Genomic DNA, 16,003 nt, shown 5'->3' with positions numbered 1-16,003 from the left:
GTTTCGTTGCTTCAGAAAAACGTCGTCAAGTGAAAGTGTGCCGCCCGGACGGCCGGGCGGCACATTTGCGCTGCTCACGCATGGTGCGAAGTCCGCTCAGCGCGGTCCGAGCGTCCACCGGGGTCCGCTGGGGCTGTCCTCGATGACGAGGCCGGACTGGTTGAGCTGGTCGCGGATGGCGTCGGCGGCGGGCCAGTCCTTGCGCGCCCGGGCCGACTGGCGCTGGTCGAGCACGAGCCGCACGAGGGTGTCGACGACCCCGTGCAGGTCCTCGCCGCGGTCGCCCTCGCCGGCCCAGTGCGGGTCGAGCGGGTCCAGGCCGAGGACGCCGAGCATCGCGCGGACCTCGGCGAGGCGGGCGACGGCGGCTTCCTTGTCGTCGGCGGCCAGGGCGGAATTGCCCTGCCGGACCGTGGTGTGGACGATCGCCAGCGCCTGCGGGACACCGAGGTCGTCGTCCATGGCCTCGGCGAACGCGGGCGGCACCTCGGCGGCGGCCTCGACCGGCCCCCCGGTCTTCTCCACGACACGCTGGACGAAGCCCTCGATCCGCGCGAACGCGGACTCGGCCTCGCGCAGGGCGTCCTCGCTGTACTCGATCATCGACCGGTAGTGCGGGGTGCCCAGGTAGTAGCGCAGGACGATCGGGCGCCAGGCCTTGACCATCTCGCTGACCAGCACGGAGTTGCCGAGGGACTTCGACATCTTCTCGCCGGACATGGTGACCCAGCCGTTGTGCACCCAGTACTTCGCGAACTCGTCGCCGAAGGCCTTGGCCTGGGCGATCTCGTTCTCGTGGTGCGGGAAGATCAGGTCGATCCCGCCGCCGTGGATGTCGAAGGCGGTGCCGAGGTACTTGTGCGCCATCGCGGAGCACTCCAGGTGCCAGCCGGGACGGCCGCGGCCCCACGGGGTCTCCCAGCTGGGCTCACCGGGCTTCACCGACTTCCACATGGCGAAGTCACGCTTGTCGCGCTTGCCGGTCTCGTTGTCGCCGGAGGGCTGGCGCAGGTCGTCGAGGTCCTGGTTGGAGAGCTCCAGATATCCCTCGTACGAGCGGACGTCGAAGTAGACGTTGCCGTCGGCCTCGTAGGCGTGGCCGCGCTCGATGAGGCCGCGCATCATCTCGATCATCTCGGTGATGTGGCCGGTGGCCCGCGGCTCGTACGTGGGCGGGAGGCATCCCAGGGCGTCGTAGCCCGCGTTGAACGCGCGCTCGTTCTCGTAGCCGATGGCCCACCAGGGGCGGCCCTGCTCGGCGGACTTCTTGATGATCTTGTCGTCGATGTCGGTGACATTCCGGATGAACGTCACGTCGTAGCCGCGGTGCTCGAACCAGCGGCGCATGATGTCGAAGTTCAGACCGGACCTGATGTGCCCGATGTGCGGGGCGGCCTGGACAGTCGCGCCACAGAGGTAGATCGAGACACAACCCGCTGTGAGCGGGACGAAGTCACGGATCTGCCGGGCGTCGGTGTCGTACAGGCGAATAGTCACGCCTCAAGGGTAGTGGGCCCGCACCAGTGCCCAGCGCCCCCTGTGGAAAACGTGTCACAACTAATCGGTGACGGTGGTGGCGGGCTCCGGCGTGCGCTGTCCGCCGGCCAGGGTGAGGGCGAGCGCCGCGCCGGCCAGAGGGACGGCGGCGAGCACCGTCCACAGGACGGGGCCGGGCGTGTCGAGGAGGGTTCCGGTGGCGGCGCTGCCCACGAGGACGGCGAGACCGGAGACCGAGGAGAGCGCACCGGTGGCGAGCCCCAGCCGCTGATCGTCCACCAGGTCCGGTACGAGCCCCCGGACGGCAGGGACCAGCAGCATCTGGCCCAGCGTGAGCAGCACGACGAGGGAGGCGGCCGGGAGCAGGCCGGCGGGCCCGTCCGGTGCGAGGGGCACTGCGGCGAAGCCGGCGGAGACGACGGCGAGGCCCGTGACGAGGGCGGTCCGGGGCGCGATGCGCCGGGCGGACCAGCGCGTCAGCGGCAGCTGGGCGACGACGACGAGGAGGGAGGAGAGAGCGAAGAGCCCGCCGAGCGCGCCCTGCGAGCCGGTGGCCCGCTCCACCTCCTCCGGGAGGGCGAGATAGAGCTGGTTGTAGGAGACGAGGTAGGTGCTGAAGACGAGGCAGAGCACGAGGAACGGCCTGTTGGCGAAGAGGCGCGCGGGGCGGTCGGTGCCCGCCTTCGCGGGCCTGACGCGGCGCGGCCGGTGGGGCATGAGGCGGGCGTGTCCCGCGAGTACGCCGACGAAGACCACGGCCCCGGCGAGGCACGCCGTCCGGAAGCCGCCGCCCAGGAGCAGCAGCACGCTCCCCAGCAGGGGGCCGAGGAACGCCCCGGCCTGGCCGGCGGCGGAGAACACGGCGAGCACCTGGGCGCGCGGCGTCCCCGTCCCCCTCTCGTGAGCGACGGCGGTCCTGGCGGTCTCGGATTCGACGGCGGGCGAGAAGAGGGCGGCGGCGAAGCCGATGAGGAGGACGGCGCCGATGACGGTGGCGGTGGAGCCCGCCACGGCGAGCCAGCAGAAGCCGGCGATACGCAGGACGCAGCCGGCGAGGACGACCGGCCGGGGGCCGTAGCGGTCGGTGAGGGCGCCGCCGACGACGAAGAGGCCCTGCTGACTGAAGGTGCGCAGGCCGAGCACGAGCCCGACGAGCCACCCCGCCATCCCGAGTCCGTCGCCGAGGTGGGCCGCGAGGTAGGGCAGGACCGCGTAGAAACCGGTGTTGAAGGCGAACTGGGTGACTGTCAGGAGGCGGAGGTAGGGCTTGAGGTCCGGGGCGGCGCCGGGCCTGGTGCCCGCCCGGGCCGTCGTCACCCGCGCCCCCTGCCGCGTACGGCCGCCGAGGTGAGCACCGCGAGGGCGCCGAGGGCCGCCAGTGCTGCGGCGGGGGCGAGGACGGCCCAGGGGGCGCGCTCGGCGTAGGGCATGTTCTCCGACAGCATGCGCCCCCACTCCGGCGCGGGGGCGGGGGTCCCGAGGCCGAGAAAGCCCAGGGAGGCGAGCGCCAGGGCGATGGCCGGGATGCGCAGGACCGCGTGGCGGACCACCGGTGGTACGACGCCCGGCAGGACGTGGCGGCGCATCCGGTGCCAGGACCCGGCGCCGAGGGCGCGGGCGACGGCGACGTGCGGGGCGGACCGTTCCTGGGAGTACAGCGCCGAGGTGTGGGCGGCGAGCGGGGCCCAGGCGACGGCCGCGACGGCCGCCGCGGCACTCCAGGGGCCGGGGCCCACGACGCCCGCGACGACGAGGCCGGCCAGTACGGCGGGCAGGGCGTTGGCGGTCTCGGTGAGGGCCCCGGCGCGGGCCGCCCCGGCGAGCAGTCCGAGGAGCAGGGTGACGGCGCCGACGCCGACCGCCGTGACGGCGGTGGTGGCCGCCCCGTGGCCGAGCCGGGCGAGCACGTCGCGGCCCAGCGAGTCGGTGCCCAGCGGATGGGTCGCCGAGGGCGGCACGAGGCGGGCGGCGGCGTCGGCGTGCAGCGGGTCGCGCAGCAGCCCCGCGACGGTGACGGCGAGGAGGAGCGCCGCCAGGAGCACGGCGGCGACGGCCACCGCGCGCCGGACGGGAAGGGAGGGCGCGACGAGCGGGGGCAGCGCGCCGTCGGTGCGGGCGGGGCCGAGCAGGGCCCTGGACGCGAGCCGGGCCGCGAGTCCGGCGGCGACTCCGAGGAGCAGCAGGAGCAGCACGCAGGCCTGGAGTACGGGCAGGTCCTGGGCGACGGCGGCGGCCAGGGCGGTTCCACCGAGCCCGGGTACGGCGTAGAGCGCCTCGACGGCGACCGCGCCACCGGTCAGCCCGACGACGACGAGGCCGAGCTGCGGCAGCAGTGCGGGCAGGGCGCGGCCGAGGGCGTGGGCCGCGATCCGGCGGGCGGGCATCCCGTGCGCGGTGGCGGCGCGCGCCCAGGGTTCGGCGAACGCGGCGGGGAGGGCGTCGTCGAGCAGCCGCCCGAGCAGCGCGCCAGCCGGGAGGCCCATGGCCAGGGCGGGGAGGACGGCCTGGCCGGCCTCGCCCCAGCCGAGCGCGGGGAACCAGCCCAGCTGCACGGAGAGGACCGTCGCCAGGACCGCGGCGAGGAGGAACTCCGGCAGCGCGGCGAGCACGGCCGCGCCGACGCCCGCCCGGGTGGTGACAAGCCTCCGCCCGGCACCCCGCCGGAGGGTGCCGGCGACGAGCGCGAGCGCCAGGAGGACGGCGACGGCGAGCGAGGCCCCCATGAGGGTGAGGGAGACACCGAGCGCGGACGTCACGTCGGGGCCGACCGGCTGCCCGGAGACCCAGGACTCCCCCAGGTCGCCGCGCGGGAGTCCGGAGGCCCAGGCGCCGAGGACGTGCAGCGCCCCGCCGTCGAGCCCGGTCTCGGCTCGGATCGCGTCGAGCACGGCCGGGGTGGGCGGACGGTCGGCGTAGCGGGCGTGCAGGATCGTCAGGGCCGGGTCGGTGCGGGTCAGCCCGGGCAGCAGGCCGATGACGGCGACGACGGCCAGGAGCGCGCCGAGCCGTCCGGCCAGGTACTTCACGCGGTCACCCGACGCGGGTGTCGGCGGTGACGAGGGTGCGCTCCATCGGGTCGAGTGCGACGCCTTCGACGCGGGCGTCGTCGTAGCCCTGCACGAAGCGCTCGTGGACGAGCGGCACGAGGGCGTCGGCACCGAGGACGGCGGCCTCGGCGGTCATCTCGGCGCCGTGGCGGGCATCGGTGGCACGCAGGGAGGCGGCCTTGTCCACGGCCGCGTCGACGTTCCTGTCGCACAGCTGGGAGATGTTGAAGCTGCCGTCGCAGGTGAAGTCGGAGGAGAGGTACGAGACGGGGTCGGCGGTGTCCAGCAGGGTGTTGCGGGCCTGTATGAACGCGTCGTACTTCCCGGCGAGGGCGTCGGCCTCCATCTGCGCGTAGTCGCGGACCACCTGCTTGACGGTGAAGCCTCGCTTCTGGAGCTGCTGCTGGACGAGCGTCGCCACCTCGGGGAGCTCGGGCCGGTTGGTGTAGGTGGCGAGGACGATCTCCTTCGTCTTGGCCACCTCCGCGCGACTCGCGGCGGGGGTGCGTCCGGTGGGCGCCGTGCGCTTCTCGGCGGCCCACGGGATGCCGGGCCCGAGAAGCCCCTTCGCGGTGTCCGCCCGGCCCTCGTACACCCCGTCGACCAGAGCCCCGGAGTCGATGGCCTCGCGGGCGGCGGCGCGCATGGCCGGGTCGGCGAAGACGCCGTGTCCGGTGTTGAGCGAAAGGCCGTTCGTCCGGGCGGAGGGGAACTCATGGACGAACGAGTCGCCGAGCAGGGAGGCCTGGGAGATCGGTACGTACTCCGCGACGTCCACGGCCCCGGTCCGCAGCGCGTTGGCGCGGGCGGTGCCGTCCGCGGCGAACGTGACGTCGACGCCCGGGGCCTTCGCCCTGTCACCCCAGTAGTCGGCGTTGCGCTGGAGGGTGGCGGCGACCGCGCCCTTGACGTCGGTCAGGGTGAACGGGCCGGTGGCGTGCCCCGCGGGGTTCACCTTGCCGTTCCTGTAGGCGCCGGCGGACAGGATCGCGAGCGAGGGGTTGGCGAGCCGCTGCGGCAGCAGCGGGTCCGCCGCCCCGGTGACGATGCGTACAGCGTCCGCGCGCCCGCCCGTCACCGCTGTCGCCTTCAGGGTCGTGTCCGACAGGACCCGGGGCAGCGGGGACGCCTTGCCCGCCGCGGTGAGCGACCGGACGACAGCGGCGGCGTCGACCTTCGCACCGTCCTGGAACACGGTCTTGCGGAGGGTGAACGTCCAGGTGGTGGGGTTTTCCTGCTTCCAGGACGCGGCGAGCGCGGGCTCGGCGGCGCCGTTCCTGTCCAGGGTGGTGAGGCCCTCGATGACGGAGAGCCTGCTCAGGGTGACCGCGTCGTCCCCGTACGGCGACATGGCCTGGGCGGGCGGGAAGGCCATGACGACCCGGAGCCGCTGCGCGTCGCCGGACGCTCCGGAGCCGCTCGACGAGGAACAGGCGGCGAGCGGGAGCAGCAGGGCGGCGGCGACGACCGGCAGCGAGGAGCGGCGGGTTCGGGACGTAGGCATGACGGAGACCCTATATGAAAACGATTATCATCTGATATTCGGGGTGGAGGATCCGGGGAGAGCAGGCATCGGCAGCTCGAAGTGGACGATGCCCTGGCCACCGTCCGGCAGCGCACGCTCGTCGCAGACCTCATGGGCGAGCGAACGCCAGAACGGCTCGGCGCCCGGCACGGCCGGATCGGTGTGCAGGTAGAGCGAGGTGTAGCCGCCCGCCCCTGCGGCGAAGTCCCCGAGCTCCCGTACCAACGCGCGGGCCAGGCCGTGACGACGGTGCGCGGGACGTACGTAGATCCGGCACAGCTGGGCCGTCGAGCCGGAGGGGAAGCGGTCCGCGACCCACTGCGGATTGGGTGGCGCCTGCGGACCCCGGTCCCGCACCGCGCCCGTCGCCACGACCTCGTCACCGAGCACGACGACCAGGAGCGTGCAGCGCGCGGGGCGCAGGTAGGCACCCTCGAGGTCGATGATGTCGGCGTGCCAGCGGGGCACGTAGCCCGAGCGCAGGTCGTGGTAGACGGTGTCCAGCATGACGGCCCGGGCGCCCCCGACGTCCTCCGCGGTGGCGGTCCGCAGGACGTACCCGTCGGCACCGGCCGGCGCGTCCGGCATCCTCGTCGCCCCGGCGGTCGCGCTCACCACTGACACTCACCCTCGCCCTCGGCCCCGTACGGCACACCACTTGCCACATCAGCGTACGTGCGAGTGATGTGCAATAAGGCGGCGGGGCTCCGTACGGCCGCCCGCCGGGACGGCGCTGCCGCTCCCCGGCGGGCGGGCCCGCGCGTCAGCCGGAGACGCGGTGGACCAGCGCGGTCGCGATGCCCGCGATGCCCTCGCCCCGGCCGGTGAACCCGAGCCCGTCCGAGGTGGCGGCGGAGAGCGAGACCGGCGCGCCGACCGCGTCGGACAACACCTTCTGTGCCTCGTCGCGCCGCTTGCCGATCTTCGGCCGCAGACCGACGACTTGCACGGCGACGTTGCCGACCTCGTACCCCGCGGCCCGTACGATCCGGGCGGCCTCGGTCAGCAGAGTCACACCGGAGGCGCCCGACCACTCCGGGCGGCCGGTACCGAAGTGCTGCCCCAGGTCACCGAGCCCGGCGGCCGAGAACAACGCGTTGCAGGCGGCGTGGGCCACCACGTCCGCGTCGGAGTGCCCGGCCAGGCCGGGGCCCTCGCCCTCCCACAGCAGCCCGGCGCACCAGAGCTCCCGGCCCTCCTCGAAGGCGTGGATGTCGGTCCCGATGCCGACGAGCGGAATCACGGGAGCCGGCCGCTGCTCGACTGCCTCAGAATCCATCGTTGGCCCTCCGCCGTGCGAGAACTGCCTCTGCCAGCACCAGGTCCAGGGGCCGGGTCACCTTGAACGCTTCTTCGTGTCCGGGCACGACGACGACCGGCGATCCCAGCCGTTCGACCATGCCCGCGTCGTCCGTCGCACCCTCACCGTCGACGGCCACGCTCTCGTGCGCCCGCACGAGCGTGTCCCGGTCGAAGCCCTGCGGCGTCTGCACCGCCCGCAGCCGCGCCCGTACGGGAGTCGAGAGGACCGGCTCCGGTACGCCCGGCCCGCCCGGCTCCACCTCCTTGACCGTGTCGGCGAGAGGGAGCGCGGGGACGACGGCGGGAGCCCCGCCCCGTACGGCTTCGATGACGGCGTCCACGGTGTCGACCGGCACCAGGGGCCGTGCCGCGTCGTGGACGAGCACGACGGTGATGTCGTCCGGCAGGGCGTCGAGGCCGAGGCTCACGGACTCCTGGCGTGTCGCACCGCCGGGGACGACCACGTAGTCGGTGCGCTCGGGCAGCGCGTGACCGTCGATGAGGTTCTTCACCTCGGGCGCGCCGTCCGGGGGCGCGACCACGACGACGAGGGAGACGGCGCGGGACGCGGCCATGGCCCGTACGGCGTGGATCAGCATGGGAGTACCGCCGAGCGCGCGCAGCGCCTTCGGGGTACCGGGGCCGAGCCGGACACCGCGGCCCGCTGCGGGGATCACCGCCGCGGTGCGGGAGGGGCTCGGTTCAGCAGGCGTCGGTGACATCGATGACATCCGTAGCACTCCGAAGCTTCGGCAGGTTTGTTTCCACGGCCGACATGGGTATGGCCTGGGCGTGCCCCCGACCGTGGCTCGGGGGAGGGCCGGGCGCGACGCCTTGACCTGACCGGGACCCCTTCCGTGACCCCCGGTCGGCCAAGCCGCAGGGCTCGGTGGAGGTTGCCGCAGAAGAGGGCACAGGTGTGTGCCGGATCGCTTTCCGGGCGGACCCATGCGCGGATCCGAACATGCCGCAGCGCCCGACGACTCACCGTCGAGACGGTTGGTCAGCGGGCACCGCGGCACATTTCGTACGACCGGATTCAGTTCGCCGGCGTCATCCGGTCAACCGGTGTCGTCCGGTTTCAGGACGCGAGAACCTCGTCGAGCAGGGCCTCGGCCTTGTCCTCGTTCGTGTTCTCCGCGAGAGCGAGCTCGCTCACCAGGATCTGGCGGGCCTTGGCGAGCATGCGCTTCTCACCTGCGGAGAGTCCACGCTCGCGCTCACGACGCCACAGGTCACGCACCACTTCGGCGACCTTGATGACATCGCCGGAGGCGAGCTTCTCGAGATTTGCCTTGTAGCGACGGGACCAGTTCGTCGGCTCTTCGGCGTACGGCGCGCGCAGCACCTCGAAGACCCGGTCCAGCCCCTCCTGCCCGACTACGTCGCGCACACCGACGAACTCCGCATTGTCCGCCGGTACACGAACCGTCAAGTCGCCCTGGGCGACCTTGAGCACCAAGTAGGTCTTGTCCACGCCTTTGATCTGGCGAGTTTCGATAGCCTCGATCAGCGCGGCCCCGTGATGGGGATAGACCACGGTGTCGCCAACCTTGAACGTCATGTGACAGGTACCCCTTCCGTGGCTATCCAGAGTAACACGAGAACGGCATCTCCTGAATGGCGTTTTCGCAGGTCAGGGCATATCTCGGGGCTTGACAACTGCAACACGAACGTGCTGCGAGAGCCTTCCGGAAGGCGATATTCGCAGGTCGGAGCAGGCGTACGGCCGAGCTGAAACACACGCGTCACACATGCCGGAAGCCCTCCAGAAGGGGCCGAAAGTCCCGTTTTGCCGGTTTCAGGATGGTGAACTTTCCGTACTCCGTTCGGATCTCGATCACCCGTACGGCTCTTAGTGTCGATGGTCATTGAAATTGATCAACGGCTCGTGACCCGGTGGATTATGCGCGGGAAATGCGCCGGCGCCGGGAAATCGATCACCAGCCGATCAACGGCACAGCTCACCGCGTGTTTCGTGAACACCGTGCGAATCGTCGAGGCCGCGGAGACGGCTGCGACGCGGCCGGAGGACATCGGCGCCCCGACGGGGGCGTACCGGCCCGCGGCCGGCTCACAGGTCGGCCCGCCCGAGGGGCGGGTCGGGTGCGGGCCCGCGACGACGGCTCGGTAACCTGAGGCCGCTGACACACACTTAGGGCGGCTTTACGGCCGCTCGGGCCTTCCTGTCCGCAGAGTCCGAAGTCCGCAGTCCGAACGTTCAAGGAGTTGCCGCCGCCGTGAGCCGCAGCCTTCGACACGGCGCCCTCGCCGCCACTGCCCTCGTGTTCTCGATCGCCGCCCTGTCCGCGTGCAGTGCCGGCAACGACGCACAGACGCTTCAGGTCCGGCCGGACAACGCAGCCACCGCTGTCGACTCCATCAAGATCCAGAACCTCAACATCATCACCCAGCCCGAGCCGGACGCCGAGGGCCCGGCGGTCATCGCCGCCACCCTCTTCAACGACGGCGCGAAGCCGGAGACCGTCGAGAAGATCGCCCTGCCGGGCACCGGCACGACCGTGGAGCTGAAGGCCGCCAAGGGCAAGGGACCGCTCGTGGTCCCGGCCGGCGGGCGGGTCATCATCGGCGGGAAGAACAACGCCTCGGCCGTGATCGAGGACGGCCGCCGCGCAGGGACGAACGGCGACGTGCAGACCGTCGCCTTCACGTTCAGCGAGACGGGCGACATCGAGCTCGGTGCCGCCATCGTCCCGGCGACCAGCTTCTTCGAGAAGTTCGGCCCGAGCGCGCTGCCGTCGGCCGAGCCCAAGGCCACACCGTCGGGCTCCGCGTCCGAGACTCCGGGCTCCGCGTCCGAGACGCCGGGCGAGTCGGGCAGCCCCTCGGCCACGCCGAGCGGCTCCGCCACGCCCTCGGACGACGCGGCCGCCGAACACTGAGCGCGTGGGGGGCGCCTCCGGCGGAGACGCCCCCCACGCAGCCGGCAGCTCTCGGTTTACGGCTCGAACTTGTAGCCCAGGCCCCGCACCGTCACCAGGTAGCGCGGCGCTCCGGGGTCGGGCTCGATCTTGGCCCGGAGCCGCTTGACGTGGACGTCCAGGGTCTTGGTGTCGCCGACGTAGTCCGCGCCCCAGACCCGGTCGATCAGCTGCATGCGCGTCAGCACGCGCCCCGCGTTGCGCAGGAGCATCTCGAGGAGGTCGAACTCCTTCAGCGGGAGGTCGACCTTGCCGCCGGAGACCGTGACGACGTGGCGGTCCACGTCCATCCGCACCGGACCGGCCTCCAGCGCGGCCGGGGTGACCTCCTCCGGTTCGCCGCGGCGGCGCAGGACCGCGCGGATGCGGGCCACCAGCTCCCGCGAGGAGAAGGGCTTGGTCACATAGTCGTCGGCTCCTATTTCCAGGCCCACGACCTTGTCGATCTCGCTGTCCTTGGCGGTGACCATGATCACCGGGACGTTGGAGCGGACGCGCAGCTGGCGGCAGACCTCCGTGCCGGGCAGGCCCGGCAGCATCAGGTCGAGCAGCACGAGGTCGGCGCCGTTGCGCTCGAATTCGTCGAGGCCGTCGGGGCCGGTGGCCGCGATGGCCACCTCGAAGCCTTCCTTGCGGAGCATGTAGGACAGGGCGTCGCTGAAGGATTCCTCATCCTCGACGACAAGCACTCGGGTCACGGAAGGGCCTCCGGGGCAGGAAATGGTTCAAAAGAATCGGTCCCGAAGGGCCCGTCGTCGTCAACAGCACCGTTGACGACGAGAGGTCCGCCGGTGGTACGACCCCGTACGACGCCCGACTCGGGCAGTCGCAGGGTGAACGTGGAGCCCTGTCCCTCCGAGCTCCATACGGTGACCTCCCCGCCGTGCGAGGCGGCCACGTGCTTGACGATGGCGAGACCGAGACCGGTGCCGCCTGTGGCCCGTGAGCGGGCCGGGTCGACGCGGTAGAACCGCTCGAAGACGCGCTCGCGGTCCTTCTCGGAGATACCGAAGCCCTGGTCGGTCACGGCTATCTCGATCAGGTCCCCGCCGGGCGCGGCCATCTTCCGGGCGGCGATGCCGACGCGGGTGCGCGCCGGACTGTAGTTGACGGCGTTCTCCACGAGGTTGCCGAGGGCGGCCGCGAGCTGGCTCCGGTTCCCCCAGACGAAGAGGTCCGCGGCGCCGCCCGAAGCCATGGTGATCTGCTTCGATCCGGCCTGCTGGCGGCACCGGTCGATGGCCTCGACGACCAGCTCCTCGACCCGCACCGGCTCGGCGTCCTCCAGCGGGTCGTCGTTCTGCACCCGGGAGAGGTCGATGAGCTCCTGGACGAGATTGGTCAGCCGGGTCGCCTCGATCTCCATGCGGCCGGCGAACCGCTGCACCGCCTCCGGATCGTCGGAGGCGTCCATGACGGCCTCGGAGAGCAGGGAGAGCGCGCCGACCGGGGTCTTGAGCTCATGGCTGACGTTGGCGACGAAGTCGCGCCGTACCGCTTCTATGCGGCGGGCCTCCGTGAGGTCCTCGACCAGCAGCAGCACCAGGCGCGACCCCAGCGGTGCGACCCGGGCGGAGACGGCGAGCGCCTCGCCGCGGCCCGTGCCGCGGCGCGGCAGATCCAGCTCGACCTGTCGTATCTCACCGTCACGCCGGGTGTCCCTGGCCATGTGGAGCATCGGCTCGACCGACAGGCGTCCGCCCCTGACCAGGCCCAGCGCGTAGGCGGCGGAGCTGGCCTTGACCACACTGTCGCTCTCGTCGAGCACGACGGCGGACGAGCTGAGCACGGAGAGGACCGTGTCCACCCCAGGGGGGAGCGCGGCGTTGCCGTCGGGCCGCAGGGACGTACGCGTGGGGCGCTTCTGCTCGCGTTCGCTCCAGCGGAACGCCAGCATGGCGATCACACCGGTGCACAACCCGGCAATCGCTGCAGCTGCGGCGACAGCCGCGTTCACGTCCATGCCTCAAGGTTATGCGGGCGCGCCGACACTCTCCCAGCCATCCGGGTGCCATCTCGAACACTCGTCGCCCAGAGTTCACCAAGGGGAAAGTGCCGGTTCACTTCGGGGGACGAATCCCGACGCGTTGGGACCGCACCGTGGCAGCGTGGGGGTCGGCACCGGACCCCGGCCTCAGTAAGGATCTGGAGAGGGACTTCCATGCGCGACGCTTATCACGAGGAACTCGACTCGATCGGCGAAGACCTGGTCGAGATGGCCAGGCTGGTCGGCTCGGCGATCGGCCGGGCCACGACCTCCATGCTCGACGCCGATCTCAAGCTCGCCGAGAGCGTGATCGCCGCCGACCAGAAGGTCGACGACCTCCAGCACAACCTGGAGGCCCGCGCCATCGCGCTGCTCGCCCGCCAGCAGCCGGTCGCCACCGATCTCCGGATCGTGGTCACCTCGCTCCGGATGAGCGCCGACCTGGAGCGATCCGGCGACCTCGCCCAGCACGTCGCCAAGCTGGCACGGCTGCGCTTCCCCGAGTCGGCGGTGCCTCACGACCTGCACGCCACCATCCTGGAGATGGGGCAGCTCGCCCAGCGGCTCATGGCGAAGGCCGCGGAGGTGATCATCACTAAGGACGTCGACCTGGCGCTCCAGCTGGAGCAGGACGACGACGAGATGGACCTGCTGCACCGGACGCTGTTCCAGCACCTGATGGACGACCGCTGGAAGCACGGCATCGAGACCGCCGTAGACGTCACCCTGCTCGGCCGCTACTACGAGCGCTTCGCCGACCACGCCGTGTCGGTCGCCAAGCGCGTCGTCTACCTGGTCACGGGTGAGCACGCGGACGAGATCCAGGCGGCGGCATCGGTGGAGGGGGCGTAACGCCGTCATCGGCCGGGGGCGCGGAAGGGCGCGCTTGCCGCAACCGTCGTACATCCGTTCCCGCACTCGTGCGCCGTTGATGCGCCCTCCCGGGTGGGCATGCAATGGGTGCGGGGGCGACACGCCATGCCCGTACGCCCCCCGCCGTCGGCTGTGCGCTCCACGCATGTGCCGTACGCCGTCGAGTCGTACCCCCCTGAGGAGGGACCATGGCCGATTCCCCCGTGACCGAACCCCAGCAGGAGACCCCGACCGAAGTGGTGCATCTGCCCTTGCTGGGGGCCTGCGGCTGCGGCTCGGGCTGCGGGTGCGGCTGCCAGTCCGGTGCGCCCTGCCAGTGCGGTGGCTGAACCGGGCCGACTGCCGCCCCGGGGGTGCCCCGCGCCGGACATCTGTCCGGCGCGGGGCACCCCTGTTGTGTCCGGGGCACCTTCGGCGCGTCCGGGGGCACCTTCGGTATGTCCTGGGCACTACGGCACGTCCTGAGGGGACCCCCGGACCGCCGGACCGCCGACGTGCGTGTCCTCTCAGAGCGCGGGCTCGGCCACCGTCCGGTCCACGGGCGTCGGCACCGGGATCGGAGCCGCCTTCGGCTCCGACAGGTCCAGGTTCCGCATGAGAAGCCAGTAGCCGAGCGCCGCCACCGTGCCGAGGACCGCACAGGTCCCCCACAGCCAGGCGGCGCCGTAGCGGTCGATCACGAAGCCCGACATCAGCGGGGCGACGAGCCCCGCCACCGACCAGGACATCGTGTACATGCCCTGGTAGCGGCCGCGGCCGTGCGCCGGGGACAGCTGCACGACGATGCCCGTCTGCGTCGGCGCGTTGACGATCTCGGCCAGGGTCCAGACGCACACCGTCAGCGCGTACACCCCGACCGATCCCGCGAAGGCGGTCAGCCCGAAGCCGTACCCCGCGACCAGCGACGAGAGGACCAGCAGCCGGCGCGGATCGCGGTGCTGGATGTACCGGGTCACGGGGATCTGCAGGGCCACGATCAGCACACCGTTGACCGCTATGGCCGTTCCGAAGTCGGAGCTGGACAGCCCGTCCGCCCCCATGGCCACCGGCAGGCCCACGTACCCCTGCTGGAAGATCAGCGCGACCAGGAACGACAGCCCGACGACACCCATGTAGCGCCCGTCGCGCAGCACGGTGCTCAGCCGCACGTCGTCCGGGGCGGGAGCCCCGGCTGCCCGGGGCGCCTCCTGCGGCCGCGACTCGGGCACCCTGAGGAACACGACGACGGCGCAGAGCAGCGTCAGTGCGGCCTCGCCCATGAAGCCGGCCAGGTAGCTGTACTCGGCGATGAACCCCGCTCCGGCCGACGAGACGGCGAAACCCAGGTTGATGGCCCAGTAGTTGAGCGAGAACGCGCGGACGCGGTCCTCCGGCCGGACGATGTCGGCCATCATCGCCTGGACGGCGGGCCGCGACGCGTTGCTGGCCATGCCCACGACGAAGGCCACGCCCGCGATCGCCAGCGGATGGACCATGAAGCCGAGCACGGCCACGGACACGGCTGTGGAGAGCTGGGCGATCAGCATGGTCGGCCGTCGGCCGAGCCGGTCGGTCATCACCCCCGCCCCCAGCGACGACACGACCCCGCCGAGCCCGTGGAGGGAGGCGACGAGACCGGCGTACGAGGCCGAGTAGCCCCGGTCCAGGGTCAGGTAGAGAGCCATGAAGGTGGCGACGAAGGCCCCGAGACGGTTGACCAGTGTGCTGGTCCACAGCCACCAGAACTCCCTGGGGAGACCGGCGACCGTCTCGTGTGCCGCCTTTCTGAGACCGGCGACAGACATAGGAAGTTCCCCCCGGGGCGTACGCGTACGGATTCGGCGCGCCCGGGCCATGTAAGCGGCCCGACCACTGTCCGAACATTACGAAAGCGGAATCGCCGACCGCCACTCGATTGACGCCGCCCGTCAATCGTCGGTTCGCCTCCCCGCCCCGTGTCCGCCCTGTGACCGAGCGCGCAAAGGCCGCACGGGTTCGATTACGCTCGGACCCATGGCCGACGCACCGTACAAGCTGATCCTCCTCCGCCACGGCGAGAGCGAATGGAACGCGAAGAACCTGTTCACCGGATGGGTGGACGTAGACCTCACCGACAAGGGCGAGAAGGAGGCGGTCCGCGGCGGTGAGCTGCTCAAGGACGCCGGCCTGCTCCCCGACGTCGTGCACACCTCCCTCCAGAAGCGCGCGATCCGCACCGCCCAGCTCGGGCTGGAAGCCGCGGACCGCCACTGGATCCCCGTGCACCGCTCCTGGCGGCTGAACGAGCGCCACTACGGCGCCCTCCAGGGCAAGGACAAGGCCCAGACGCTCGCCGAGTTCGGCGAGGAGCAGTTCATGCTCTGGCGCCGTTCGTACGACACCCCGCCGCCCGCACTCGAGGACGGCACCGAGTTCTCGCAGAGCGCCGACCCGCGCTACGCGACGATCCCGCCGGAGCTGCGCCCGCGCACGGAGTGCCTCAAGGACGTCGTCGAGCGCATGCTGCCGTACTGGTACGACGGCATCGTCCCGGACCTCCTCGACGGCAAGACCGTCCTGGTCGCCGCCCACGGCAACAGCCTCCGCGGCCTGGTGAAGCACCTGGACGGCATCTCCGACGACGCCATCTCGGGCCTCAACATCCCGACCGGCATCCCGCTCGCCTACGAGCTGGACGCCGACTTCCGCCCCCTGAAGCCGGGCGGCACCTACCTCGACCCGGACGCGGCCAAGGCGGCTATCGAGGCAGTGAAGAACCAGGGCAAGAAGAAGTAGTTCGACCAAAACAAGCCCCCTACCTGCGGTTTCTCCGCGAGTAGGGGGCTCGTTTTTACCCTGGGGCCGTGGCTGG

15 protein-coding genes are annotated in these 16,003 nt (G+C 71.6%); 4 read left to right on the top strand and 11 right to left on the bottom strand.

Going from position 1 to position 16,003, the window contains the following annotated elements:
• Window positions 1–96 precede the first annotated feature (96 nt).
• The 8 genes from cysS to ACFUNE_RS12905 form a co-directional block, all read right to left on the bottom strand.
• Window positions 97–1,497 (bottom strand): cysteine--tRNA ligase, encoded by a 1,401-nt coding sequence (gene cysS / locus ACFUNE_RS12940; RefSeq protein ID WP_383565754.1) that lies wholly within the window; start codon window positions 1,495–1,497, stop codon window positions 97–99.
• A gap of 60 nt (window positions 1,498–1,557) precedes the next feature.
• Window positions 1,558–2,814, bottom strand: a complete 1,257-nt coding sequence (locus tag ACFUNE_RS12935) for an MFS transporter (protein WP_383565752.1) — start codon at window positions 2,812–2,814, stop codon at window positions 1,558–1,560.
• Entirely contained in the window at window positions 2,811–4,523 is a 1,713-nt protein-coding gene (locus ACFUNE_RS12930) for an ABC transporter permease subunit (protein ID WP_383565750.1), read from the bottom strand. Before ACFUNE_RS12930 ends, ACFUNE_RS12935 begins: the two co-directional genes overlap by 4 nt.
• 4 nt (window positions 4,524–4,527) lie before the next feature.
• Window positions 4,528–6,048 carry an ABC transporter substrate-binding protein gene (locus ACFUNE_RS12925; RefSeq protein WP_383565748.1) on the bottom strand — a complete coding sequence of 507 codons (1,521 nt, stop codon included), beginning with the start codon at window positions 6,046–6,048 and terminating at the stop codon, window positions 4,528–4,530.
• 27 nt (window positions 6,049–6,075) lie between these two features.
• Window positions 6,076–6,657 carry a GNAT family N-acetyltransferase gene (locus ACFUNE_RS12920; protein ID WP_383566705.1) on the bottom strand — a complete coding sequence of 194 codons (582 nt, stop codon included), beginning with the start codon at window positions 6,655–6,657 and terminating at the stop codon, window positions 6,076–6,078.
• 175 nt (window positions 6,658–6,832) lie between these two features.
• The gene (ispF, locus tag ACFUNE_RS12915) at window positions 6,833–7,348 is read right to left on the bottom strand and encodes a 2-C-methyl-D-erythritol 2,4-cyclodiphosphate synthase (protein WP_383565746.1); all 516 of its coding nucleotides are present in this window, start codon (window positions 7,346–7,348) and stop codon (window positions 6,833–6,835) included.
• A complete protein-coding gene (gene ispD, locus ACFUNE_RS12910) occupies window positions 7,338–8,102 on the bottom strand; it encodes a 2-C-methyl-D-erythritol 4-phosphate cytidylyltransferase (protein WP_383565744.1) in 765 nt (254 codons plus the stop codon). Before ispD ends, ispF begins: the two co-directional genes overlap by 11 nt.
• A 350-nt stretch (window positions 8,103–8,452) precedes the next feature.
• Window positions 8,453–8,935 (bottom strand): CarD family transcriptional regulator, encoded by a 483-nt coding sequence (locus tag ACFUNE_RS12905; RefSeq protein ID WP_006380568.1) that lies wholly within the window; start codon window positions 8,933–8,935, stop codon window positions 8,453–8,455.
• Between the two features lie 676 nt (window positions 8,936–9,611).
• Between ACFUNE_RS12905 and ACFUNE_RS12900 the strand changes: the two genes are divergently transcribed.
• Window positions 9,612–10,274, top strand: a complete 663-nt coding sequence (locus ACFUNE_RS12900) for a DUF461 domain-containing protein (RefSeq protein WP_383565742.1) — start codon at window positions 9,612–9,614, stop codon at window positions 10,272–10,274.
• Between the two features lie 56 nt (window positions 10,275–10,330).
• On the opposite strand, the gene ACFUNE_RS12895 is transcribed toward ACFUNE_RS12900, so the two are convergent.
• Entirely contained in the window at window positions 10,331–11,011 is a 681-nt protein-coding gene (locus tag ACFUNE_RS12895) for a response regulator transcription factor (protein WP_014047499.1), read from the bottom strand.
• Window positions 11,008–12,276, bottom strand: a complete 1,269-nt coding sequence (locus tag ACFUNE_RS12890) for a sensor histidine kinase (RefSeq protein WP_383565740.1) — start codon at window positions 12,274–12,276, stop codon at window positions 11,008–11,010. The genes ACFUNE_RS12895 and ACFUNE_RS12890 overlap by 4 nt, the downstream gene beginning before the upstream one ends.
• A 198-nt stretch (window positions 12,277–12,474) precedes the next feature.
• On the opposite strand from ACFUNE_RS12890, the gene phoU reads away from it, so the two are divergent.
• Both phoU and ACFUNE_RS12880 read left to right on the top strand, forming a co-directional pair.
• Window positions 12,475–13,152: a phosphate signaling complex protein PhoU gene (gene phoU, locus ACFUNE_RS12885; RefSeq protein WP_383565738.1), complete on the top strand. Its 678-nt coding sequence runs from the start codon at window positions 12,475–12,477 to the stop codon at window positions 13,150–13,152.
• Window positions 13,153–13,361: 209 nt separating this feature from the next.
• Window positions 13,362–13,502 (top strand): hypothetical protein, encoded by a 141-nt coding sequence (locus tag ACFUNE_RS12880; RefSeq protein ID WP_351272918.1) that lies wholly within the window; start codon window positions 13,362–13,364, stop codon window positions 13,500–13,502.
• 177 nt (window positions 13,503–13,679) lie between these two features.
• Here the strand turns inward: ACFUNE_RS12880 and ACFUNE_RS12875 are convergent, their stop codons facing one another.
• Window positions 13,680–14,957, bottom strand: a complete 1,278-nt coding sequence (locus tag ACFUNE_RS12875; RefSeq protein WP_383565735.1) for an MDR family MFS transporter — start codon at window positions 14,955–14,957, stop codon at window positions 13,680–13,682.
• A gap of 208 nt (window positions 14,958–15,165) precedes the next feature.
• Between ACFUNE_RS12875 and ACFUNE_RS12870 the strand changes: the two genes are divergently transcribed.
• Complete coding sequence (locus tag ACFUNE_RS12870) at window positions 15,166–15,927, top strand: phosphoglyceromutase (RefSeq protein WP_147958379.1); 762 nt, start codon at window positions 15,166–15,168, stop codon at window positions 15,925–15,927.
• Window positions 15,928–16,003 lie beyond the last annotated feature (76 nt).

The organism is Streptomyces sp. NPDC057287 (genome assembly GCF_042667905.1).
GTDB lineage: Bacteria > Actinomycetota > Actinomycetes > Streptomycetales > Streptomycetaceae > Streptomyces.
This window is presented reverse-complemented; position numbering and strand designations above follow the sequence as displayed.

Excerpts from the sequence above, each read along its gene's own strand:
- ACFUNE_RS12925 (WP_383565748.1), bottom strand. The coding sequence starts at position 6,048 with ATGCCTACGTCCCGAACCCGCCGCTCCTCGCTGCCGGTCGTCGCCGCC.
- ACFUNE_RS12920 (WP_383566705.1), bottom strand. The coding sequence starts at position 6,657 with ATGCCGGACGCGCCGGCCGGTGCCGACGGGTACGTCCTGCGGACCGCC.
- ispF (WP_383565746.1), bottom strand. The coding sequence starts at position 7,348 with ATGGATTCTGAGGCAGTCGAGCAGCGGCCGGCTCCCGTGATTCCGCTC.
- ispD (WP_383565744.1), bottom strand. The coding sequence starts at position 8,102 with ATGTCATCGATGTCACCGACGCCTGCTGAACCGAGCCCCTCCCGCACC.
- ACFUNE_RS12905 (WP_006380568.1), bottom strand. The coding sequence starts at position 8,935 with ATGACGTTCAAGGTTGGCGACACCGTGGTCTATCCCCATCACGGGGCC.
- ACFUNE_RS12890 (WP_383565740.1), bottom strand. The coding sequence starts at position 12,276 with ATGGACGTGAACGCGGCTGTCGCCGCAGCTGCAGCGATTGCCGGGTTG.
- phoU (WP_383565738.1), top strand. The coding sequence starts at position 12,475 with ATGCGCGACGCTTATCACGAGGAACTCGACTCGATCGGCGAAGACCTG.
- ACFUNE_RS12880 (WP_351272918.1), top strand. The coding sequence starts at position 13,362 with ATGGCCGATTCCCCCGTGACCGAACCCCAGCAGGAGACCCCGACCGAA.
- ACFUNE_RS12875 (WP_383565735.1), bottom strand. The coding sequence starts at position 14,957 with ATGTCTGTCGCCGGTCTCAGAAAGGCGGCACACGAGACGGTCGCCGGT.
- ACFUNE_RS12870 (WP_147958379.1), top strand. The coding sequence starts at position 15,166 with ATGGCCGACGCACCGTACAAGCTGATCCTCCTCCGCCACGGCGAGAGC.